21 protein-coding genes are annotated in these 21,743 nt (G+C 53.8%); 11 read left to right on the top strand and 10 right to left on the bottom strand.

All coding sequences use genetic code 11. The features are described from left to right. Window positions 1-15 precede the first annotated feature (15 nt). The 8 genes from HCH49_RS04295 to pspA all read right to left on the bottom strand — a co-directional run bounded on the left by HCH49_RS04295 (window position 16) and on the right by pspA (window position 6,489). Complete coding sequence (locus HCH49_RS04295; RefSeq protein WP_058841283.1) at window positions 16-858, bottom strand: carbohydrate ABC transporter permease; 843 nt, start codon at window positions 856-858, stop codon at window positions 16-18. Further along, window positions 845-1,726 (bottom strand): carbohydrate ABC transporter permease, encoded by an 882-nt coding sequence (locus tag HCH49_RS04290; protein ID WP_023312040.1) that lies wholly within the window; start codon window positions 1,724-1,726, stop codon window positions 845-847. The genes HCH49_RS04295 and HCH49_RS04290 overlap by 14 nt, the downstream gene beginning before the upstream one ends. Window positions 1,727-1,748: 22 nt before the next feature. Beyond that, the gene (locus HCH49_RS04285) at window positions 1,749-3,041 is read right to left on the bottom strand and encodes an ABC transporter substrate-binding protein (protein WP_033145727.1); all 1,293 of its coding nucleotides are present in this window, start codon (window positions 3,039-3,041) and stop codon (window positions 1,749-1,751) included. A 14-nt stretch (window positions 3,042-3,055) separates the two neighbouring features. Beyond that, entirely contained in the window at window positions 3,056-4,753 is a 1,698-nt protein-coding gene (locus HCH49_RS04280) for a sugar phosphorylase (RefSeq protein WP_311775721.1), read from the bottom strand. A 197-nt stretch (window positions 4,754-4,950) separates the two neighbouring features. Further along, entirely contained in the window at window positions 4,951-5,175 is a 225-nt protein-coding gene (gene pspD / locus HCH49_RS04275; protein ID WP_023312043.1) for a phage shock protein PspD, read from the bottom strand. Window positions 5,176-5,187: 12 nt separating this feature from the next. Further along, window positions 5,188-5,547, bottom strand: a complete 360-nt coding sequence (gene pspC / locus HCH49_RS04270) for an envelope stress response membrane protein PspC (RefSeq protein ID WP_023312044.1) — start codon at window positions 5,545-5,547, stop codon at window positions 5,188-5,190. Continuing rightward, window positions 5,547-5,771 carry an envelope stress response membrane protein PspB gene (gene pspB / locus HCH49_RS04265; RefSeq protein WP_023312045.1) on the bottom strand — a complete coding sequence of 75 codons (225 nt, stop codon included), beginning with the start codon at window positions 5,769-5,771 and terminating at the stop codon, window positions 5,547-5,549. The genes pspC and pspB overlap by 1 nt, the downstream gene beginning before the upstream one ends. Before the next feature lie 49 nt (window positions 5,772-5,820). Next, window positions 5,821-6,489 carry a phage shock protein PspA gene (pspA, locus tag HCH49_RS04260; RefSeq protein WP_033145729.1) on the bottom strand — a complete coding sequence of 223 codons (669 nt, stop codon included), beginning with the start codon at window positions 6,487-6,489 and terminating at the stop codon, window positions 5,821-5,823. Between the two features lie 166 nt (window positions 6,490-6,655). On the opposite strand from pspA, the gene pspF reads away from it, so the two are divergent. The 7 genes from pspF to HCH49_RS04225 all read left to right on the top strand — a co-directional run bounded on the left by pspF (window position 6,656) and on the right by HCH49_RS04225 (window position 14,104). Continuing rightward, window positions 6,656-7,633, top strand: a complete 978-nt coding sequence (gene pspF, locus HCH49_RS04255; protein WP_045889391.1) for a phage shock protein operon transcriptional activator — start codon at window positions 6,656-6,658, stop codon at window positions 7,631-7,633. Window positions 7,634-7,721: 88 nt separating this feature from the next. Then, entirely contained in the window at window positions 7,722-9,362 is a 1,641-nt protein-coding gene (sapA, locus tag HCH49_RS04250) for an ABC transporter substrate-binding protein SapA (RefSeq protein ID WP_048976563.1), read from the top strand. After that, window positions 9,359-10,324, top strand: a complete 966-nt coding sequence (gene sapB, locus HCH49_RS04245) for a putrescine export ABC transporter permease SapB (RefSeq protein ID WP_023312049.1) — start codon at window positions 9,359-9,361, stop codon at window positions 10,322-10,324. The genes sapA and sapB overlap by 4 nt, the downstream gene beginning before the upstream one ends. Beyond that, entirely contained in the window at window positions 10,311-11,201 is an 891-nt protein-coding gene (gene sapC, locus HCH49_RS04240; RefSeq protein ID WP_032656751.1) for a putrescine export ABC transporter permease SapC, read from the top strand. Before sapB ends, sapC begins: the two co-directional genes overlap by 14 nt. Next, window positions 11,201-12,193, top strand: a complete 993-nt coding sequence (sapD, locus tag HCH49_RS04235; RefSeq protein WP_033145732.1) for a putrescine export ABC transporter ATP-binding protein SapD — start codon at window positions 11,201-11,203, stop codon at window positions 12,191-12,193. The genes sapC and sapD overlap by 1 nt, the downstream gene beginning before the upstream one ends. A gap of 1 nt (window position 12,194) precedes the next feature. After that, entirely contained in the window at window positions 12,195-13,001 is an 807-nt protein-coding gene (gene sapF / locus HCH49_RS04230; RefSeq protein ID WP_023312051.1) for a putrescine export ABC transporter ATP-binding protein SapF, read from the top strand. A 161-nt stretch (window positions 13,002-13,162) separates the two neighbouring features. Further along, on the top strand, window positions 13,163-14,104 hold the full coding sequence (locus HCH49_RS04225; protein WP_033145733.1) for an ATP-grasp fold amidoligase family protein: 942 nt from the start codon (window positions 13,163-13,165) through the stop codon (window positions 14,102-14,104). Here HCH49_RS04225 and HCH49_RS04220 read toward each other — a convergent pair. Then, a complete protein-coding gene (locus HCH49_RS04220; protein WP_033145734.1) occupies window positions 14,085-15,149 on the bottom strand; it encodes an ATP-binding protein in 1,065 nt (354 codons plus the stop codon). The two genes, HCH49_RS04225 and HCH49_RS04220, sit on opposite strands and share 20 nt — an antisense overlap. Further along, window positions 15,146-15,850: a response regulator gene (locus HCH49_RS04215; protein ID WP_143346894.1), complete on the bottom strand. Its 705-nt coding sequence runs from the start codon at window positions 15,848-15,850 to the stop codon at window positions 15,146-15,148. The genes HCH49_RS04220 and HCH49_RS04215 overlap by 4 nt, the downstream gene beginning before the upstream one ends. Window positions 15,851-16,097: 247 nt before the next feature. Between HCH49_RS04215 and HCH49_RS04210 the strand changes: the two genes are divergently transcribed. From HCH49_RS04210 to fabI, 4 genes are all read left to right on the top strand, one after another. Then, window positions 16,098-16,508 carry a transporter gene (locus tag HCH49_RS04210; RefSeq protein WP_082082939.1) on the top strand — a complete coding sequence of 137 codons (411 nt, stop codon included), beginning with the start codon at window positions 16,098-16,100 and terminating at the stop codon, window positions 16,506-16,508. A gap of 123 nt (window positions 16,509-16,631) precedes the next feature. After that, on the top strand, window positions 16,632-17,540 hold the full coding sequence (locus HCH49_RS04205) for an ABC transporter six-transmembrane domain-containing protein (protein WP_039262920.1): 909 nt from the start codon (window positions 16,632-16,634) through the stop codon (window positions 17,538-17,540). Window positions 17,541-17,544: 4 nt separating this feature from the next. Further along, on the top strand, window positions 17,545-20,640 hold the full coding sequence (locus HCH49_RS04200) for a multidrug efflux RND transporter permease subunit (RefSeq protein ID WP_221702231.1): 3,096 nt from the start codon (window positions 17,545-17,547) through the stop codon (window positions 20,638-20,640). 270 nt (window positions 20,641-20,910) lie between these two features. Next, complete coding sequence (fabI, locus tag HCH49_RS04195; protein WP_003856831.1) at window positions 20,911-21,699, top strand: enoyl-ACP reductase FabI; 789 nt, start codon at window positions 20,911-20,913, stop codon at window positions 21,697-21,699. Window positions 21,700-21,743 lie beyond the last annotated feature (44 nt).

Here is a 21,743-nt window from a genome sequence, read left to right as displayed (position 1 = left end):
TTAAAATTGGCCGCCTCAGCCCTTCACGCCACCGGCGGTCAAACCACTTTTAATAAAACGTTCAGACAGGGCGTACATGATGACCACCGGAAGCGCCGTCACCAGCGATGCCGCCATCATGCGACCCCAGATGTAATCTGGCGTGCTAAAGAGCGTGTTCAGCCCAACCGGCAAGGTGAAATGGCTGGCGCTGGACAGGAAAATGGACGCAAACAGGTAGTCGTTCCACGCCACCATGAAGCAGTAGACAAACACCGACACGAGCCCGGAAATCGCCAGCGGCACGGTGATGCGAAAGATGATTTGCAGGCGGTTCAGGCCGTCCATCATCGCGGCTTCTTCGATTTCGTCCGGGATGGTGTCGAAATAGCTGCGCAGCATGAACACCGCTGTCGGTAACGTTTGGGTCACCATGGTGATAATCAGCGCCAGCTCGGTGTCGTAGATCCCAAGAGCAGTGATGATTTTGAACAGCGGCACCACCAGCAATATTCCGGAGAACATGTACACGGTGTAAAAACTCGCGTTGATCGTCGTGCGGCCCTTAAAACGCAGTTTGGACAAGGCGTAAGCCCCCAGCGTGCCGAGAAATACGGCAATCACCGAGGAGGTCAGCGACACCATCATGCTGTTTTTGAAATAGTCCACGAACGGGAAAATCAGCGGATTAAAGATGTCGACGTAATGCTGCAGCGTCCACGCCTGCGGCAATATGGTCGGGTTAAGCGATATCGCCTCTTTCGCACTCTTAAACGACGTCATCAGCATCACGAAGAACGGGAACAGCGTGATGACCAGGAACACCGCCAGACCGAGATAAAAACCAATACGGCTCAGTACGCGTTTATTTGTTGCCATTGAGGTTTACCCTTTTTCTGGTCAGCAGAATCACCGCGAAGATGATCACAAACAGCACGACGGAGATCGCCGCAGCCTTACCCAAATCATTGAAAGCAAATGCCGTTTTGTAGAGGTAGACGCCCAAAATATCGACCTTGGTCGTCAACAGGTAGACATCCGCAAACATGTAGAACATCCAGATAGTGCGGAGCGTCACCACCGTTGCCAGCACCGGCATAATCGCGGGCAGCGTAACGATTCGAAAACGCTGCCAGGCATTCGCGCCGTCCATTTCCGCCGCTTCATACAGCGACTTATCAATGGTCTGCAAAATCGCGAGGAACGAAATGAACGCGTACGGGAAGTAGCGCCAGATGGCGAACAGCACCACCAGCACAAAGCTGCTGCCAGGATTGTCGAACCACAGCGGCGCCTGGTCATACAGATGCAGCAGGTCAACGCCCAGATAGTTCACAATGCCGTAGCCGTTGTTGAACATGTATTTCCATGCAAACACCAGCGAAATGGACGGGGTGACGTAGGACAAAATCACCAGTGAACGTGCCGTTTTCCGCAGACGGAATTCACGGTTAAAGAAGATCGCCACCGCCAGCCCCAACCCCGTGCTGCCGATCACCACCAGCGCGGTGTACCAGAACGTCATCCACAGGGAGTGCCAGAATGCTGCATCACTGAGAATGCGAATGTAATTATCCAGCCCGACAAACACAGCGCTAATGCGCGGGTTAAGCGGCAGACGTAAGAAACTGATTTCAATATTGGAAATCATTGGCCAGGCCACCAGGCCCCCCAGCAAAATCAGGCTGGGGGCCAACAGCAGCATGGCGAAAGGCATATCTGAACGACCAGAAAACAACGTCTTCATAATTTCCTTCCGCAGAGCGCTCCTATCGTTGTGAAATCAGATCGGTCAAACGCTTCTGGCTGTTACTAAGCGTGTTGCTGAGATCTTTTTTCCCCACCGTGACGTTATGCACCATGGAACTGATGATGCCGGACCCGGTAACATCGCCCATGCGTGTGAAGTTTTTGTCGCCCACGGCGCCAAACACCTGCACATTCGGGAACTGCGCAATAAGTTCGTAAGGCAGTTGCCCAAACGCTTTAATCACATCGTTGTTTTTCCAGGTATCGGTGCCCACCACCAGCTTGTTCACCGGCAGTGCCGCGCCGGGCGACATCATGACCCAGTCGGTTGCGTTTTGAGCCTGCTCCATCCAGGTCACAAACTTTTCAGCCGCCTGGGTCTCATCTTCGGTTTGACCGGTGGTAATCGTCAGCGACGTGACCATGCCGTAAACGGCAGAAGAGGTTTCTGTTGGGACGACGAAGCCCAGGTTGGCAGGGTTTCCGTCCTGGAATACCGCCGGAAGGATGTAGGTGGAGTAAACCGCCATCGGCGCAGAACCGTTCATGAAGGCATCTTTGATCTCCATGACGTCGTTTGAACCCGGCATGGTGGTCGCGGCCAGATCTTTATAAAACGCCAGGGCTTTTGCCATTTCAGGGGTATCGATGTTGACGTTCCCTTTGGCATCAAAAACGTTCGCGCCGCCGGAAAGCGCAAACTGGGAGAATGCCTGCTCCGTCATCACGCTTTCGGCGGTGGGCAGCGCAATGCCGTAATGTTTTTTGGCCGGGTCGTTAAGGCTCTGGCTGGCTTTCAGCAGCTGCGCCCAGTTATGCGGCTCCTGGATACCCGCCGCAGCCAGTGCATCTTTGTGATACCAGACGCCGGATAGCCAGGCGCTGACTGGCACACCCGTCCAGGCAGAACCGTCTTCCGTACGAACAACACGCAAGATGCCGTCATAGAAGGTGTCCTCGCCTACCGCTTTAATGGCTTCGCCGATAGCTTTGCGATCCAGCAGCTGTTCCTTGTCCATGACTTTCGCGTAGTCATGGCTGACTTCAATCACCTCTGGCAGCGCGCCCGTTCTGGCGAGCGTAATAACCTTGGTGTTGTAGGCATCCTCTTCGACCGGCACCTGTTTCACCGTGATGCCAGGGTTCTCTTTCTCGAACTTTTCGATAAGCTTCGTGATAACCGCCTGGCGCTCCTGCTCGACTGACGAGTGCATAAACTCAATAGTGACAGCAGACTTTTTGTCGTCCTTGCACCCTGATAACAAGGCGCACGAAACCAGTGCTGAAATCAGCACAATTCTGGGCATTTTCATTTTTAAGGTCCTTTTTAGTTTTCTTTAATCCACAACACCTGCCATGGATATAGGGTCAGCGTTTTATCTGTAATATCTTTCCCGGAAATCAATTCCGTTCCGGAATGAATATCGGATTCTACCGTTTGAATGCCATCAGTGAAATTAAACAGCGCCGTTACTTTCTCACCACAATCCGCGACGCGAACGATTTTTAAAACATGTCTACCTAACGTACTGAAATAAGCTTCACTGTCAGGATGGAATGCTTTCTCCGCCCGACGCAGCGTGATTAACTGGCTTAACGAGCGATAGACCTGAGAACGCAGGCTATTTTTATCTTCAAGCAGGCCATCAATTTTTCCTGCCGTGTATTTCTCACGATTAATCGCACGGTTATATCCCAGTCGTTCAACACCTGCATAATCATTACGCGAGCCGAGAATGCTCTGGATATAAACCGCAGGCACGCCGGGGAAGCTTAAAAGGACGGCATGCGCCAGAATAAACCGGGCAATTCGATCGCTATCAAGACTGTCACGCGTACTTAAAGCATCCAGATAGGTCACATTAATTTCATAAGGACTGCGTGTACCATCTGGGTTATTTTTCCAGTTAACCAACGCCCCTTCAGCCTGAAGTTTTTCCACAAGCGAGAGGATTTCCGACTCGGGTAAAATTCCGCGTAACGGATTCAGACCAATCCCGTCATGCGAGGCCAGGAAGTTAAACCAGGTGGTTTTCGTGGAAGGCAACGTCAGCGACGCTGCCCACTGGCTCAGCGTCCCGACGTCCTGAGAATGCACCGCATGCAGCACCAGCGGGGGCAAAGAGAACTGATAAACCATCTGCGCTTCATTTTCGCCGTCACCGAAGTAAGCAACGTTATCTTTATGCGGAACGTTCGTCTCGGTAACAATCACCGTTCCAGGGGCGACAGCCTCGGTAATCGCGCGGAAAAGCTGGATGAGCTGGTGGGTTTGCTCAAGGTGGATGCAGTTTGTTCCGGGTATTTTCCACATGAATCCCACCGCATCCAGACGAATGTATCGCGCCCCTTCAATCAGGTAATGCAGCAGCACGTCAACCATCGCGATCAGCACCTGCGGAGAGGCGAAATTGAGATCGACCTGGTCCTCGCTGAAGGTGGTCCATAGGTGTCGCACGCTGCCGTCATGCAGCGTGAAAGGCGTAAGAAGCGGTAAGGCACGCGGACGCGTCACCGCGGATAAGTCTGTTTCAGGATCGACAGAAATAAAGAAATCTTCATATCCTGGCATTTGCTTCAGGTAATTAGCGAACCATTTGCTTTTGGCTGACATATGGTTGCATACGAAATCGAACATTAAACTGGCTGACTGTTTTAATTCGGCAACGTCTCGCCACGTTCCGGTTTCCGGTGCAACCTCGTGATAATCAATAACCGAAAACCCGTCGTCCGAAGACCATGGATAAAAAGGCAAGAGATGAACATGAGAAAAAGAACGAGAAAGCCACCTGTTATAAAAACGTGTAAACACCGGTAGCGCCTTATCCCCTTTCGCTGAAAACTGATCGGCATAGGTAATCAGGACAACGTCTTTTTCATCCCAACCCGTTTTACGTTTTTCCGTAATAACAGAAGCGGCATTTCCAATATTTTCCAGCAGCACATTAAGATGGGCGTCAGAAAACGTTCCCCCGTAAACAAGATTAATGAGTTCTTTAATTTTTGTATTCATTTCATTTTCCATGGTAGCGGTCCCACGGAGTGGCAATCTACTCCCATGAAAAATATCTGTCAACGGACCAGAAAGGAGAAAAAGGTGATTGCAAAGCAGCTCAGCGCAATATTGTGAGCTGCCGCAAAGAAAGAACCGGGAAAAGAGGAAATGCGGTTAACCGTCGCCAGTCCCTCCCCCGTCAGGGAAAGGGCTAACGCCAGCAGGAATTATTGGGATAAGTAACGGCGAGAAAGCCTTTTTGCCACCTTTTGCAGCAGCGGTTCGAGCGCCACGGCCAGCACCATTCTGACCGGTTTGCGGGCAACGGATTTGATCGCCCAACCCGCCACACCTGCCGGGCCGAACCGTAACGCGGTCAGCAGGACCAGTTTACCTGCGATTTTCAGGCCGGGTTTTACCTTCTGACCGGCCTGTTGCCAGTGTTGTTTCATCTCATCTCTCTCTTAAAGCTGACGAAAGCGACTTCTCAGCGTAAAGGTATCCGACGTGACATAGCGTTCCATTTCCCGTAGCCGCTTCTCACCGGCGGCGAGTTGCTCATCAACCGCATTGAGAAGATCGCTGCTGGTCGGAGCTCCCTCCGCAGCCAGTTCTCCTTCTGGCATCGGGTCAAGAACAAACGACAGGACGATGTATGCCACCAGGGTAATAAACGCCAGGCCGAAGAATATCGATAGCACCGCGACCACGCGGACAAGTTTGACCGGGACATCAAGATAGTGAGCCAGCCCGGCACAAACGCCGCGCACCATGCCCTGCTGTGGAATACGCCACAACTTTTTGTTCAGATTCAGTCCAGACATTAACGGTCCCTCCAGTTTGGATGCTCAGCATCCAGGATGGCTTCCAGCGCCTGAATGCGTTCGCGCATTTTGTTCGCCTCGTCGGAGAGCTGTACCAGACGCTGTTGTTCACTCTGGGAGAGTTCGCCCCGAGAAGAACGGTTGCTGTAGTGCAGCCATAGCCAAATCGGCAAAACGAACAGCACGAAAATTGTCAGGGGAATGGCCAGAAAAAGCGCGCTCATGTGTACTCCTTGTCTTATGATGCGGCACGCTCAGGTGCCGCAGGAATTATTATTGGTTGTCTTGCTTCATTTTGGCTTTCAGTGCCGCCAGCTGCTCGCTGATTTCATCATCAGCCTTCAGATCGGCGAACTGTTGATCCAGCGACTTCTGCTTGCCGATGCCGTGGCTTTCGGCTTCCGCTTCCATGTGGTCGATACGACGTTCAAACGATTCAAAACGCGCCATCGCTTCATCAAGCTTACCGCTGTCCAGCTGACGACGCACGTCGCGGGAAGAGCTTGCCGCCTGGTGACGCAGGGTAAGCGCCTGCTGACGCGCGCGGGTTTCGTTAAGTTTATTTTCAAGCTCACCAATCTCTTTCTTCATACGGGTGAGCGTGTCATCCACCAGCGTGACTTCATGCTCGAGCGTCGCGACCATATCAGCCAGCTTCTGTTTTTCGATCAGCGCCGCACGGGCCAGATCCTCTTTGTCTTTACGCAGCGCCAGCTCCGCTTTTTCCTGCCATTCGTTCAGCTGAGCGGTTGCCTGTTCAATACGACGCGTAAGCTGTTTTTTCTCCGCCAGCGCGCGGGCAGAGGTTGAACGCACTTCAACCAGCGTGTCTTCCATCTCCTGAATCATCAGACGTACCAGCTTCTGCGGATCTTCCGCTTTCTCAAGCAGTGAGTTGATGTTGGCGTTCACGATGTCGGCAAAACGAGAAAAAATACCCATAATCTAATCCTCATAGTTCTGTTATCGGGCTATGCCCTGCTGTACTGATAATACAAACATCATGCCAGGTTTTTATCTTATTGATTTCACTGAGTCTGATTGATTTTTACGCAGTGAAGAACTATTCTTCCCTGGTGAATATCGCTAAGGAGTGGTTAATTTCATCATGCCCGGATACAAAGACAATTTACTCGGCGAAGCAAACAGCTTTCTCGAAGTGCTGGAACAGGTCTCTCGCCTAGCGCCGCTCAATAAACCGGTGCTGATCGTCGGTGAACGCGGAACGGGGAAAGAGCTGATAGCCAACCGTCTGCATTACCTCTCCGGGCGCTGGGATGGCCCCTTCATTTCCCTTAACTGCGCGGCGCTGAATGAAAACCTGCTCGACACCGAGCTCTTCGGCCATGAAGCGGGCGCGTTTACCGGTGCACAGAAACGCCATCCCGGACGCTTTGAGCGCGCTGACGGCGGTACGCTGTTTCTGGATGAGCTGGCCACCGCGCCCATGCTGGTGCAGGAAAAACTGCTGCGCGTGATTGAGTACGGCGAGCTGGAGCGCGTCGGCGGCAGCCAGCCGCTGCAGGTTAACGTACGCCTGGTGTGCGCCACGAACGCCAACCTGCCGGAGATGGTGGCGGAGGAGAAATTCCGTGCCGACCTGCTTGACCGCCTGGCCTTTGACGTCGTTCAGCTTCCTCCCCTGCGCGAGCGCAGAAGCGACATCATGCTGCTGGCAGACCAGTTTGCGATTCAGATGTGCCGCGAGCTCGGACTGCCGCTGTTCCCCGGCTTCAGCGATTATGCGCAGGAAACGCTGCTGGCTTACCACTGGCCGGGAAATATCCGTGAACTGAAAAACGTCGTGGAGCGCTCCGTCTATCGCCACGGCAGCAGCGAGACGGAGCTGGACAATATCATTATCGATCCTTTTCAGCGCAGCGCAGCGCCACTGTCCGCACCAGCGCCTTCAGGCGATCTCCCTACTCTCCCCCTTGATTTACGCCAGTTCCAGAACGATCAGGAGAAACAGTTGCTGGAGCAAAGCCTGAAGACGGCAAAATATAACCAGAAACGGGCGGCTGAACTGCTGGGTCTGACCTACCATCAGTTAAGGGCATTGCTCAAAAAGCATCAAATGCGCTGACAATATCAGCACTTACCTGCAGACATTTTTACGAAGCAGGCGTAAGTGCGATACACTTTGCAGATCGAACCTAAAAACCTTAAAAATTATGCGTCTGGTTTTATCGTCCTTTTTAGCACTCGGTCTGTTTAGCAGCCTGGCCTTTGCCGCGCCCGGGCAAACTCCCCAGCCTGACATTCGTGACAGCGGCTTTGTCTATTGCGTAAGCGGCCAGGTGGATACCTTCAACCCGCAAAAAGCGGGCAGCGGCCTGATCGTGGATACCCTGGCCGCGCAGCTTTACGACCGTCTGCTTGATGTTGACCCATACACCTACCGTCTGGTGCCTGAGCTGGCGGAAAGCTGGGAAGTGCTGGATAACGGCGCAACCTACCGTTTTCACCTGCGCGATGACGTCGCGTTTCAGCGCACGCCTTGGTTTACCCCCACGCGCAAGCTGAACGCAGATGACGTGGTCTTTACCTTCCAGCGCATCTTTAACCGCAACCACCCGTGGCATAACGTTAACGGGGATAATTTCCCCTATTTCGACAGCCTGCAGTTTGCTGACACCGTCAAAAGCGTGCGCAAGCTGGACAACCGGACGGTTGAATTTACGCTGACGCGCCCGGATGCCTCCTTCCTCTGGCACCTGGCGACCCACTATGCGTCAGTCATGTCCGCTGAATACGCGGCAAACCTGACGAAAAAAGATCGTCAGGAGTTGCTCGATCGTCAGCCGGTCGGCACCGGTCCGTTCCAGCTCGCTGAATACCGCGCCGGGCAGTATATTCGTCTGCAGCGTCATGAGCATTTCTGGCGCGGCACCCCGCTGATGCCGCAGGTGGTGGTCGATCTCGGTTCAGGCGGAACGGGACGTCTGTCAAAACTGCTCACCGGGGAGTGCGACGTGCTCGCCTGGCCCGCGGCCAGCCAGCTCACCATTTTGCGTGACGATCCGCGCCTGCGCCTGACGTTACGCCCCGGCATGAATATCGCTTATCTGGCCTTTAACACGGATAAGCCGCCGTTGAATAACCCTGCCGTACGCCACGCTCTGGCGCTGGCGATTAACAACCAGCGTTTGATGCAGTCGATCTACTACGGCACGGCGGAAACCGCCGCCTCAATTTTACCGCGCGCCTCGTGGGCCTATGACGGTGAAGCTAAAATTACGGAATACAATCCGGCAAAAGCGCGTGAACAGCTGAAGGCGCTGGGGGCGGAAAACCTCACGCTGCAGCTTTGGGTGCCAACCAGCTCCCAGGCGTGGAACCCGAGCCCGCTCAAGACCGCCGAACTGCTGCAGGCAGATATGGCGCAGGTGGGCGTTAAGGTGATCATCGTACCGGTTGAGGGCCGTTTCCAGGAGGCGCGCCTGATGGACATGAATCATGATTTAACCCTGACCGGCTGGGCCACCGACAGTAACGATCCGGACAGCTTCTTCCGGCCGCTGCTAAGCTGTGCGGCGATAAACTCGCAGACCAACTACGCCCACTGGTGTAACCGTGAGTTTGACGCCGTGCTGCAAAAAGCGCTGGCTTCCCAACAGCTGGCCTCACGCATCGACGCCTATGATGAAGCGCAGAAGATCCTTGCCCAGGAGCTGCCGGTGCTGCCGCTGGCCTCTTCCCTGCGTCTTCAGGCCTATCGTTACGATATTAAAGGCCTGGTGCTGAGTCCGTTCGGCAACGCCTCGTTCGCCGGCGTGTCGCGTGAAAAAGAACAAGAGGTGAAAAAACCATGATTATTTTTACCTTACGTCGGCTCCTTTTGCTGCTGGTGACGCTCTTTTTCCTGAACTTTGTCGGCTTCAGCCTGAGCTATTTCACGCCCCACGCCCCGCTCCAGGGGTCGTCGCTGTGGGATGCCTGGCTGTTCTGGTTTAACGGGCTGCTGCACTGGGATTTCGGCGTGTCCAGCATCAACGGGCAGCTGATTTCCCAGCAGCTGAAAGAGGTTTTCCCGGCCACGATGGAGCTGTGCATTCTGGCCTTCGGCTTTGCCCTGATGGTCGGCATCCCCGTGGGCATGCTGGCCGGGATCTATCGCAACAAATGGCAGGATAAGTTTATCAGCGCCCTCGCCCTGTTCGGCTTTTCCATCCCGGTATTCTGGCTGGCGCTGCTGCTGACGCTGTTCTTCTCGCTGACGATGGGCTGGCTGCCGGTTTCGGGTCGTTTTGACCTGCTCTATACGGTTAAAACGGTGACGGGTTTTGCCATCATTGACGCATGGCTGTCCGATTCGGTGTGGCGCCATGAGATGATCGTCAGCGCCGTGCGCCATATGGTATTGCCGGTGCTGACGCTGGCGGTTGCGCCAACAACCGAAGTGATCCGCCTGATGCGCCTGAGCACTATCGAGGTGTTTGACCAGAACTACGTCAAAGCCGCGGCCACGCGCGGGTTGTCCCGCCTGACCATACTTCGCCGCAATGTCCTGCACAACGCGCTGCCGCCGGTTATTCCGCGTCTGGGATTACAGTTTTCCACCATGCTGACGCTGGCGATGATTACCGAGATGGTCTTTAGCTGGCCAGGCCTGGGGCGATGGCTGATTAACGCCATCCGCCAGCAGGACTACGCCGCTATTTCTGCGGGCGTGATGGTGATTGGTTCGCTGGTGATTATTGTTAACGTGTTGTCCGATATTCTGGGTGCCATGGCTAACCCATTGAAGCATAAGGAATGGTATGCCTTACGATAGCGTATACAGTGAAAAGCGCACGCCCGGCGTGCTGCGTACCGTGTGGCGTAAATTCTATGGTGACACCACGGCGATGATCGGCCTTTACGGCTGCGCCGGCCTGGTGTTGCTTTGCGTCTTTGGCTCGTGGTTCGCGCCGTACGGCATCGACCAGCAGTTCCTTGGCTATCAGCTGCTGCCGCCGTCCTGGTCGCGCTACGGTGAAGTCTCTTTCTTCCTGGGAACGGACGACCTCGGACGTGACGTGTTGAGCCGCCTGTTGAGCGGTGCAGCCCCGACGGTGGGCGGCGCATTTGTGGTGACGCTCGCGGCTACGATCTGCGGGCTGGCGCTCGGTATTTTTGCGGGATCCACCCATGGCCTGCGTTCGGCGGTCCTTAACCACATTCTGGATACGCTGCTGTCGATTCCGTCCCTGCTGCTGGCAATCATTGTTGTTGCCTTTGCCGGTCCGCACCTGTCGCACGCCATGTTCGCCGTCTGGCTGGCTATCCTGCCCCGCATCGTGCGCTCGGTTTACAGCATGGTGCATGATGAGCTGGAAAAAGAGTACGTCGTCGCCGCGCGTCTGGACGGCGCGACGACCTTCAACATTCTGTGGTTTGCCGTGCTGCCCAACATCGCCGCCGGGCTGGTCACTGAGATCACCCGCGCCCTGTCGATGGCGATCCTGGACATCGCGGCGCTCGGCTTCCTCGATCTCGGTGCACAGCTGCCGTCGCCCGAATGGGGTGCGATGCTCGGCGATGCGCTGGAGTTGATCTACGTAGCACCCTGGACGGTCATGCTGCCGGGTGCGGCCATTATGGTGAGCGTGCTGCTTATCAACCTGCTGGGCGACGGTATTCGCCGTGCAATTAACGCGGGGGTGCAATAATGCCGCTTCTTGATATTCGCAACCTCACCATCGAATTCAAAACCGGTGAAGGCTGGGTTAAAGCCGTCGATCGCATCAGCATCACCCTTGCAGAGGGTGAAATACGCGGGCTGGTGGGGGAATCCGGCTCGGGAAAAAGCCTGATTGCCAAGGCTATCTGCGGCGTGGCGAAAGACAACTGGCGCGTGACGGCAGACCGTATGCGTTTTGACGATATCGATCTGCTGCGCCTCTCCCCCCGCGAGCGGAGAAAGCTTGTCGGGCATAACGTCTCGATGATTTTCCAGGAGCCGCAGTCCTGTCTCGACCCGTCCGAACGCGTGGGTAAACAGCTCATGCAGAACATTCCCGGCTGGACCTATAAAGGCCGCTGGTGGCAACGCGTTGGCTGGCGCAAGCGCCGCGCCATCGAGCTTTTACACCGCGTTGGGATTAAAGATCACAAAGATGCGATGCGCAGCTTCCCCTATGAGCTGACCGACGGCGAATGTCAGAAAGTGATGATTGCCATCGCGCTGGCAAATCAGCCGCGTTTGCTGATTGCGGATGAGCCCACCAACGCGATGGAACCCACCACGCAGGCGCAAATTTTCCGCCTGCTGTCGCGTCTCAACCAGAATAACAACACCACCATTTTGCTGATCAGCCATGACCTGCAAATGCTCAGCAAATGGGCGGATAAAATTGACGTCATGTACTGCGGGCAAACGGTCGAAACCGCGCCGAGTGAAGATCTGATCGGCGCGCCGCATCATCCGTATACGCAGGCGCTTATCCGCGCCATTCCGGATTTTGGCAGCGCGATGCCGCATAAGAGCCGCCTGAATACCCTGCCGGGGGCGATTCCGCTGCTGGAATCCCTGCCGATAGGCTGTCGTCTGGGGCCAAGGTGCCCCTATGCTCAGCGTAAATGTATCGAGACGCCACGCCTGACCGGGGCCAAGAATCATCTGTACGCCTGTCATTTCCCGCTGAACATGGAGAGAGAGTGAAATGGTCGAAACCTTACTGGAAGTTCGCAACCTGAGTAAGACCTTTCGCTACCGCACGGGGCTGTTTCATCGTCAAACTGTCGACGCGGTGAAGCCGCTGAGCTTTACGCTGCGTGAAAAACAGACCCTGGCGATCATCGGCGAGAACGGTTCCGGGAAATCCACCCTGGCGAAAATGCTCGCCGGCATGGTTGAACCGACTGCAGGCGAAGTGTTGATTGACGATCATCCTCTGACGTTCGGCGATTACTCTTTCCGCAGCCAGCGCATCCGCATGATTTTCCAGGATCCCTCGACCTCGCTTAACCCGCGCCAGCGCATCTCTCAGATCCTCGATTTTCCGCTGCGTCTGAACACCGACCTGGAGCCAGAGGCGCGCCGTAAGCGCGTATTTGAAACCCTGCGCATGGTTGGGCTGTTGCCGGATCACGAAAGCTACTACCCGCATATGCTGGCCCCCGGCCAGAAACAGCGTCTGGGCCTGGCGCGTGCGTTGATTTTGCGGCCAAAAGTGATCATTGCGGATGAAGCGCTTGCCTCGCTGGATATGTCGATGCGCTCGCAGCTGATTAACCTGATGCTGGAATTGCAGGAAAAACAGGGGATCTCGTATATCTACGTCACCCAGCATCTGGGAATGATGAAGCACATCAGCGATCAGGTGATGGTCATGCACCAGGGCGAAGTTGTCGAGCGCGGCAGCACGGCGGATGTGATGGCCTCCCCGCTTCATGAGCTGACAAAACGACTGATTGCCGGTCATTTTGGTGAAGCATTGACCGCCGATGCGTGGAGAAAAGACCGCTAAGCGCGACGCTCAACACAAATTGCCCCACTAAATTAAGGATTAAATAGCCTGCGTGCGCTATTTAATCCTTTAATTTTTCGTCTCCATCCCTGCTCCATATTTTAAGCAATATCAATCAACAGTTCTTCTCCAGAATATCCGGACATTACGGAGGAGAAGAAATGAACACCGCCACTTACATTTTAAAATACACAGAGTATCTCATCAGAAAATGCCGCTCATTTTTAATGACGGACCTGCATTTTCATACCGTGAGGCTTAAGAGAACAACCGGGGAAACCCCTGACATTAACTCGCCCACGACGTTGAGTGAAAAAATATGTCATCGACTGGTCTATGACCATAATAACTTCTACACGATGCTTGCCGATAAACTCGCCGTTCGGGCATACGTTTCCTCCAGAACAACGCGCGTGAAAACGGTGCCATTAATCGGCGTTTATACCAGGCCGTCGCAGATTGATTTTTCAGTTCTTCCTGACAAATTCGTCCTTAAGTGCAACCATGACAGCGGCAGCACAATAATATGTACAAACAAAGCGCAATTTAATGAAAAAGAAGCGTGTAAAAAGCTGAGCCTCGCGTTAAAGAAAAATCTTTACTACACCACGCGCGAATGGCAGTACAAAAACATTACGCCGAGTATACTTTGCGAGCCGTTTGTCGATCTCTTCGACGATGCTGACAGGAACACAACGCCCGAAATGCTGAGGATCCATTGTTTTCACGGCGTTGCCCACTATGTAGAAGCGGATTTTACGGATGATAACGGCAAAGGGTTTATCAACGTTTATGACAGGTACTGGAACTTACAACCCTTCCGGATGGAATATCCAAATACTTCAGCAGAACCAGGCGAACCGCTCTTATTCCGCCAGGCTTTGTTGGCCTCCCAGGAGCTGGCGGATGGAATTGACTACTGCCGCGTTGACCTTATGCTAAAAAAAGATGAAATCTATTTCAGCGAAATAACCTTAAGCCCGAGACGCGGTAAGCTGACGATTACCCCGCAGGAGTGGGATGCTAAGTTAGGAAAAATATGGCATTTATCGCCGGCAGGCACATTTGACCTGCCGCTGAAGCTCACGAGTCGGGCCAGGTGAGTTTAAATATCGAGTGGTTTTGCGTCGATAAGGTATAGGTAACATCGCCACCATGAGCCAGCATGATGGCTTTTACCACCGACAAGCCCAAACCACAGCCTTCCGGGTTCACATGTCTGGCGCCATTATCGCGCTGAAAGGGCTGAAACAGGAAATCATGAAACTCTCTGGGGATGCCCGGTCCCCCGTCCTGAATAAGGATAAAATTGCCTTTATCAGAAACGCCATTTTTCACGATGAGCGTGCGCGAGGTTGAATAGTGTAAGGCATTATCAAATAAAACGGTCAAACACTGATTGATGCGCAATGGATCGAATACGCACTGCTGCTCCCTCAGGTCTGTATTGACGGTAAAAGCCTTACGGCTGAACTCGGGCATGAACGTATCGAGTGCGTTCTGTATTGTCCCTTTTAGATCCGTTCTTGACTGGCATAACGTGTATCCCGCCCCGCCATCCGAACTGATAACCCGGAGATCTTCAATCAGGCGGGTTAACCCTTCCGTCTGTTTGAGAAGATTATTAAACAGCACCGGATCCGGGGTAAAAACGCCGTCAACCAACCCCTGAAGCCGTCCGCGTAAGATCGTGACAGGGGTTCTCAGCTCATGCGCAATAGCGGCATTCCAGGATTTCCTCTGAATATCCAGCGTCTGTAGTTTTTCCGCCATTTCATTGAAATCCGTCACCAGGTGATTGATCTCACCCAGCCGGGAACTGGCGCAGAATGCCCGGGCGTCCAGATCGCCCTGAGAAATCTTTTTCAGGCTGGACGCTACCGCGTTTAGCGGGGTGAGGATCCGCGATGACAGTTTGACCGTGAAAAAGAGGGCAATAATCATACTGATCGTAGTCGCGGTCCCAATCCATACCCAGTCCCACATCGTCATCTGCTCGTCATCGCCCGCAGCAGGGCCGCCCGGGAGGTGATCCAGAATAAAGGAGTAAAAAAACCAGGAGCCGAGTATGGCGATGGCAATGATCGTAAACGTCAGCAACAGCATATACGTTAAGATCTGACGGCTCAGGACAGACTCTTTGTTCATTTCTTTTCCCCAAGCCGGTAGCCCATGCCTCTGATGCTCTCGGGAACACCATAGAGGCCGGCAAGCTCCAGTTTTTTACGCAACTTGCTCATATGGCTGTCGACCGTTCTGTCGAGCGTATCCCCTTCCGGCAGACACGCGTTGAGCAGCTCTTCGCGGGAGCAGACCTTTCGCGGATATCTCACCAGGTATGTGAGCAATTTAAATTCGGTCGTCGTTAATACCGGGGAGACAACCTCTGCGCCCACGGTGACTTCCACGTAGAAGTCATCCGGATAGACCGTAATAAATGGCGTTCTGAGCGGCTGGGAACCCGCCTGCTGAAGCGCGGGTTTTGTCCTGCGCAGCACTGCCTCAACCCGTGCGACAACTTCAGAAGGGTTGAAAGGTTTGATCACGTAATCATCCGCGCCCAGCCTCAGCCCCATGAGCTTATCGACATCCTGATCGAGAGCGGAAACCATAATGACGGGGACAGCACTTTCCTGACGAAGCGTGGTAAGTACGCTCCAGCCGTCACATACGGGCAGGTGAATGTCCAGCAATATGAGATCCGGTTTATGGAGGCGATCGAGCGCTATGGCCTGTTCGCCCTGCCTGGCTCGGAGCGTTTTCATTCCCGAACGCTCCAGGTAGCTCATCAGTATATCGGCGATTTCGTCTTCATCTTCAACAACAAGGATCAGCGTATTTTTGTGCATTTTATCTCCGCGGGTGAAATCCCTTTGAGCTCGCTATTAGATATCTTTAGCACAATAAGACACAGCCTCCGCGAAAAAGTGCCGTGGTCACGAAAATTTCCCGGTTGATTTAAATGCCCCGTTATTTCTCCACATAGCCTACACATTCAGTCAATAAAGACTCGACAATGTCCGCGCATAATCGCTATTGAGGCATAGCCCTTTGTGCATTGCGCGTTACAAATTACCACTGTTTCTTAAAGATTTTATGAAGTTGGCTGAAATAATGAACATGGAACTTTCTAAATATTTCTCTCCTAAAAAACTGGGTATATATTCCCTGTTCCTGCTGCTGTCCTGGGGATTACTTTATACCTGGCTGATGCTGGTACACAAAATGGATGAAAAAGTCGCCTCAACGCTGCTCTCTTCACCCATCATCTATGGCTGCATTGCATTGTCGGTTGTCTCTCTGATAATCCAGAATAAAGCCGGCGCGTTGACTGAGCTACTCGTCGTCGCCTTCTGGCTGATGGTGATTTTTGTTTATCTCATTATTACGTTCACCGTTCTGTTAAACGCGATGCCCGATATAGAAGATCTTATCTTTTACTACGAGTGTTATTTGATCATTTTTTTTGGTGGAGCCCCGCTGTACCTTATTATGAGAATGATTTGAGCCGTTGCTCCACATAGCCTCCACAAACCGCCCATTTCCGCTAAACAGGCGCGCGGTAGACTCTCCCTCACGCTATTTTGTACAAAAATAACTCACCTAAGAATCTGATAAAACTTATCCATAATGATGAACCGTAATAATCTTCGTTCTTCTGAACCTGTCGGAGTGATGCACTCGCTAAAAAAACTCGCGATACGGCACCGGAAAAAACTGGTTGTCACTTTTTTCCTGGTGGTGGCCGAAAACGTGACGTTTTTACTTTATCCCGTTCTGGCTGGCATCGCGATAAATGCCATCCTCGCCGGTGAAACGCTTAACGCCGCGCTGTATGGCCTGATGGTACTTTGCATGTGGTTCATCGGAGCAGCCAGACGAAGCGTAGACACGCGCACGTTTGCACGCATTTATGCCGGACTCGCGGTTTCCGTCGTCCTGGCACAGCGCAAATATCAGCTTAACCATTCGGCGATCGCCGCCAGGGTAACGCTCTCGCGCGAATATGTGGATTTCTTTGAAATGCACCTTCCCCTGCTTATTACCTCGCTGAGCTCACTTTTTGGTGCCGCAATCATGTTGCTGTTTATTGAATTTTGGGCCGGCGTCATGTGCTTTGCGATTGTATTTATCCTGCTCGGATTTGTCTCAGGATATGCCCGTAAAAATGAATGGCTGTTCATGCGCCTGAATAATCGGCTGGAAAAAGAAGTGGATTATGTTCATAAGGCGGGCACGGCTACCCTTCACCGCCATTACTCCACGCTGGCGCGTTTGCGTATCGCATTATCTGACCGCGAGGCGTGGGGTTATTTGTGGGTCGGCGTGCTTGTTGCCGCGCTTTTTACGCTGACCATCGTCTGGATGACGCGCTCAACCGGCATTACCGCCGGACATATTTACTCGGTGATGACCTATATGTGGATGTTCGCGACGAGCCTCGATGACGCGCCGCAGCTTCTTGAGAAATTTTCGCAGCTCAGGGATATCGGCAAGCGCGTATCCACTGATGATGAAATTCACGTAACCGGACGTTAATTTAATGCCGCATTTTTTTATCGAACGCCCCGTTTTCGCCTGGGTAGTGGCGCTTTTTATCGTTCTGGCAGGGCTCCTGTCTATTCCCCGTTTGCCGGTTGCGCAGTATCCGGCGGTGGCGCCGCCTGGAATCATTATTTCCGTCAGTTACCCGGGGGCCAGCCCCGATATCATGAACACGTCGGTGGTATCGTTAATCGAGCGCGAAATCTCCGGCGTAGATAATTTGCTCTACTTTGAATCATCCAGTGACACAACCGGTTCGGCATCGATTACCGTCACCTTTAAACCGGGCACGGACATCAAGCTGGCGCAGATGGATCTGCAGAATCAGATTAAGATCGTCGAGCCTCGTCTGCCTCAGGCGGTAAGGCAAAACGGCATTAACGTCGAGGCCGCTAACTCTGGCTTTTTAATGATGGTGGGGCTGAAATCCGCGACGGGTCAATTTGAGGAAGCCGATTTAAGCGACTATTTTGCCAGAAACGTCAGTGACGAGCTTCGTCGCGTGCCCGGCGTAGGGAAAGTTCAGCTGTTTGGCGGCGAAAAAGCGCTGCGCATCTGGCTGGATCCCATGAAGCTCCACGGCTACGGGCTTTCGGTGAGCGATGTTCTTACCGCCGTTGGCCAGCAAAATGCCCTTGTTTCGCCCGGCAAAACGGGAGATGAGCCAGCCTCTGCAGGACAAGGGGTGACGTATCCCATCACCGTGAAGGGACAGCTCTCCTCGGTAGAGGCGTTCAGGAATATCACCCTGAAATCTGACGCATCCGGTGCCCGCCTGAAACTGTCCGACATTGCGCGGATTGAATCTGGCCTGCAAAGCTACGCCTTTGGCATCCGTGAAAATGGCGTGCCCGCAACGGCGGCAGCAATCCAGCTCTCGCCTGGCGCGAATGCGATGAGCACGGCTTCCGGCGTACGGGCGCGCATCGACGAGCTTTCCCGGGTGTTACCCGACGGAATGGCGTTTACGATCCCCTTCGATACCGCGCCGTTTGTGAAACTTTCTATTATGAAGGTTGTTCAGACATTTGTGGAAGCGATGGTCCTCGTCTTCCTGGTTATGCTGCTGTTTCTGCACAAGATACGCTGTACGCTTATCCCGGCGATTGTTGCTCCCGTCGCGCTTCTTGGCACCTTCACGGTGATGCTATTGAGCGGCTACTCCATCAATATTCTGACGATGTTCGGCATGGTGCTGGCAATAGGGATTATCGTTGATGATGCCATCGTGGTCGTGGAGAACGTTGAACGACTGATGGAGGAAAAAAGCCTGTCCCCGCGTGACGCCACGCGGCAAGCCATGCAGGAAATCACTCCGGCGATTATTGGCATCACGCTGGTGCTGACCGCCGTCTTTATCCCCATGGGGTTTGCGGAAGGATCCGTCGGGATTATCTACCGACAATTTTGTATTTCCATGGCGGTCTCCATACTGCTGTCCGCGTTTCTTGCCCTGACGCTGACGCCTGCCCTGTGCGCAACGTTACTCAAGCCGCACAAGGCAGGAAAGAGCGGAGGCGGAAGGTTCGCGATCGGGTTTAACGCGCGCTTTCGTTCGCTCACTGCCAGTTACGAAGCCGGGCTGGGTGCCGTTCTGAAGCGAACCGGGCGTATGCTGTTCCTTTACGCTGCGCTTTGTGCTGCGCTGTTTTTGGGATTGTCTTCGCTACCGTCGTCCTTTCTGCCGGATGAAGATCAGGGCTACTTTATGTCCTCAATCCAGCTGCCTTCAGATGCCACGATGCAGCGTACCCTCAACGTGGTTAAAAAATTTGAAGAGGAAATTGCGGCCCGGCCGGATATTGAAAGCAACATTATGATCCTGGGGTTTGGATTTTCAGGTTCAGGACCTAACTCGGCTATGGCCTTCACCACGCTGAAGGACTGGAAAGATCGGCAGGGCTCGACGGCCCAGGGGGAAGCCGACCGGATTCAGGCCAGCATGGCAAACGTCTCTGATGCCGTCACGATGAGCCTGCTCCCGCCGGCCATTTCGGATATGGGCACCTCGTCGGGCTTCACCTGGTACGTGCAGGACAGAGCGGGACTGGGCTACGAGGCGTTAAAGCGCGCTGCCGACGCTCTGGTCCTGCAGGCCAACCAGCGCCCTGAACTGAGTGACGTGTATATAGACGGTCTGCCGGAAGGAACAAGCCTTGCGCTCCAGGTGGACAGAGAAAAGGCGGAAGCGATGGGCGTCGCATTTGATGAAATCAACCAGACGCTCTCCGTCACCCTGGGCTCAAATTACGTCAATGACTATACGAACAACGGCCGCGTCCAGCAGGTGATTATTCAGGCCGATGCGCCTTACCGAATGCAGCCTGAGCAGATACTGACATTATCAGTGAAAAACCGGATGGGACAGATGGTGCCGGTATCGACGTTTGCCACGCTTTCCTGGCACGTTGCGCCCCAGCAGTTGACGCGTTATCAGGGATATTCGGCTATTCGCATTACCGGAAATGCGGCGCCGGGAGAGTCCAGCGGCACCGCAATGAAGGTTATGGAGGACGTGTCCATGAGTCTGCCTCAGGGCATGGCTGGCGAGTGGGCCGGGAGTTCATTGCAGGAGAGAAAATCGGAATCTCAGCTTCCGGGCCTTATCGTCCTGTCGATACTGGTCGTGTTTATGGTGCTGGCCGCCCTGTATGAGAGCTGGTCTATTCCATTTGCGGTCATGCTGGTCGTTCCGCTGGGTCTTATCGGCGCGGTGATCGCGGTGTCCGTTGCCGGCATGACGAATGACGTTTTCTTCAAGGTCGGCCTGATTACGCTTATTGGCCTGTCGGCCAAGAACGCCATTCTGATTGTTGAATTTGCGAGGCAGCTCCATCGCCAGGGGCAGCCCCTGCTGGCGGCAACCATTCATGCCGCCGGCCAGCGCCTGCGCCCTATTTTGATGACGTCGTTAGCCTTCACCTTAGGGGTTGTTCCGTTGATGCTGGCCAATGGTGCGAGCGACAGTACGCAGCATGCCATCGGTACCGGCGTATTTGGCGGCATGATTAGCGGTACGCTTCTCGCCATTTTCTTCGTACCGGTTTTCTTTATCGTCATCGCGCGCTTCATCGACAACCTCAGGAAAGCGTGAATACCCTCGCGGGATCGCGCTTCCTCGCTGGTTGGATGAGGTGAACCTGTTGCCGGGTGATATACTGGACGAATGCTGAAATTTTGAGCCCCCGCGAGTCCGCGGCGCATTCTTCGGGACAGGCGTCTTCGGAGAACAGCGAGAAATATCGTGACACAAGGGGCTGTGAGTGGGCTATAATTTCGAGCTAATTTCGAATGATTTTGAAATACTGCCTGTAACGCTATGAATTACAAGGCAAAATTAGCAATGAATATAAGGATTAAAGCTATGGGTTTTCTTTCCGGTAAGCGCATTCTGGTGACTGGCGTTGCCAGCAAACTGTCCATCGCATACGGCATCGCACAGGCAATGCATCGCGAAGGCGCTGAGCTGGCGTTCACCTACCAGAACGACAAGCTGAAAGGCCGTGTTGAAGAGTTTGCCGCGCAGCTGGGTTCCAGCATTGTTCTGGAATGTGACGTTGCACAAGACGAAAGCATCGACGGCATGTTTGCTGAACTGGCAAAAGCATGGCCGAAATTCGACGGTTTCGTTCACTCCATTGGCTTCGCTCCTGGCGACCAGCTGGACGGCGACTACGTGAACGCGGTTACCCGTGATGGCTTCAAAATCGCTCACGACATCAGCTCCTACAGCTTCGTTGCGATGGCGAAATCCTGCCGAGCGATGCTGAACCCGGGCGCAGCCCTGCTGACCCTGTCCTACCTGGGCGCGGAGCGTGCTATCCCTAACTACAACGTTATGGGCCTGGCGAAAGCCTCTCTGGAAGCCAACGTACGCTACATGGCGAACGCAATGGGTCCTGAAGGCGTGCGCGTTAACGCCATCTCTGCAGGTCCTATCCGCACCCTGGCAGCTTCCGGTATTAAAGATTTCCGTAAAATGCTGGCACACTGCGAAGCGGTTACCCCGATTCGTCGTACCGTTACCATTGAAGATGTGGGTAACTCTGCAGCATTCCTGTGCTCTGACCTTTCCGCTGGTATCTCCGGCGAAGTGGTTCACGTTGACGGCGGCTTCAACATCGCTGCAATGAACGAGCTGGAAATTAAATAAGCTGTGACTCTCTTCCCGCACGGGAAGAGAGTTTTCCCCCCGCA

The sequence above is a fragment of the Enterobacter sp. Y17 genome, from assembly GCF_019730495.1.
Taxonomy (GTDB): domain Bacteria; phylum Pseudomonadota; class Gammaproteobacteria; order Enterobacterales; family Enterobacteriaceae; genus Enterobacter; species Enterobacter asburiae_B.
Note: the sequence above shows the minus strand (reverse complement) of the source record. Positions and strands in the feature narration are given on the sequence as shown.

Bases quoted from the DNA above. Each gene is read 5' to 3' on its own strand.
- HCH49_RS04295 (WP_058841283.1), bottom strand. From the start codon at position 858: ATGGCAACAAATAAACGCGTACTGAGCCGTATTGGTTTTTATCTCGGT.
- HCH49_RS04290 (WP_023312040.1), bottom strand. From the start codon at position 1,726: ATGAAGACGTTGTTTTCTGGTCGTTCAGATATGCCTTTCGCCATGCTG.
- HCH49_RS04285 (WP_033145727.1), bottom strand. From the start codon at position 3,041: ATGAAAATGCCCAGAATTGTGCTGATTTCAGCACTGGTTTCGTGCGCC.
- HCH49_RS04280 (WP_311775721.1), bottom strand. From the start codon at position 4,753: ATGGAAAATGAAATGAATACAAAAATTAAAGAACTCATTAATCTTGTT.
- pspD (WP_023312043.1), bottom strand. From the start codon at position 5,175: ATGAAACAACACTGGCAACAGGCCGGTCAGAAGGTAAAACCCGGCCTG.
- pspC (WP_023312044.1), bottom strand. From the start codon at position 5,547: ATGTCTGGACTGAATCTGAACAAAAAGTTGTGGCGTATTCCACAGCAG.
- pspB (WP_023312045.1), bottom strand. From the start codon at position 5,771: ATGAGCGCGCTTTTTCTGGCCATTCCCCTGACAATTTTCGTGCTGTTC.
- pspA (WP_033145729.1), bottom strand. From the start codon at position 6,489: ATGGGTATTTTTTCTCGTTTTGCCGACATCGTGAACGCCAACATCAAC.
- pspF (WP_045889391.1), top strand. From the start codon at position 6,656: ATGCCCGGATACAAAGACAATTTACTCGGCGAAGCAAACAGCTTTCTC.
- sapA (WP_048976563.1), top strand. From the start codon at position 7,722: ATGCGTCTGGTTTTATCGTCCTTTTTAGCACTCGGTCTGTTTAGCAGC.
- sapB (WP_023312049.1), top strand. From the start codon at position 9,359: ATGATTATTTTTACCTTACGTCGGCTCCTTTTGCTGCTGGTGACGCTC.
- sapC (WP_032656751.1), top strand. From the start codon at position 10,311: ATGCCTTACGATAGCGTATACAGTGAAAAGCGCACGCCCGGCGTGCTG.
- sapD (WP_033145732.1), top strand. From the start codon at position 11,201: ATGCCGCTTCTTGATATTCGCAACCTCACCATCGAATTCAAAACCGGT.
- sapF (WP_023312051.1), top strand. From the start codon at position 12,195: ATGGTCGAAACCTTACTGGAAGTTCGCAACCTGAGTAAGACCTTTCGC.
- HCH49_RS04225 (WP_033145733.1), top strand. From the start codon at position 13,163: ATGAACACCGCCACTTACATTTTAAAATACACAGAGTATCTCATCAGA.
- HCH49_RS04220 (WP_033145734.1), bottom strand. From the start codon at position 15,149: ATGAACAAAGAGTCTGTCCTGAGCCGTCAGATCTTAACGTATATGCTG.
- HCH49_RS04215 (WP_143346894.1), bottom strand. From the start codon at position 15,850: ATGCACAAAAATACGCTGATCCTTGTTGTTGAAGATGAAGACGAAATC.
- HCH49_RS04210 (WP_082082939.1), top strand. From the start codon at position 16,098: ATGAAGTTGGCTGAAATAATGAACATGGAACTTTCTAAATATTTCTCT.
- HCH49_RS04205 (WP_039262920.1), top strand. From the start codon at position 16,632: ATGATGAACCGTAATAATCTTCGTTCTTCTGAACCTGTCGGAGTGATG.
- HCH49_RS04200 (WP_221702231.1), top strand. From the start codon at position 17,545: ATGCCGCATTTTTTTATCGAACGCCCCGTTTTCGCCTGGGTAGTGGCG.
- fabI (WP_003856831.1), top strand. From the start codon at position 20,911: ATGGGTTTTCTTTCCGGTAAGCGCATTCTGGTGACTGGCGTTGCCAGC.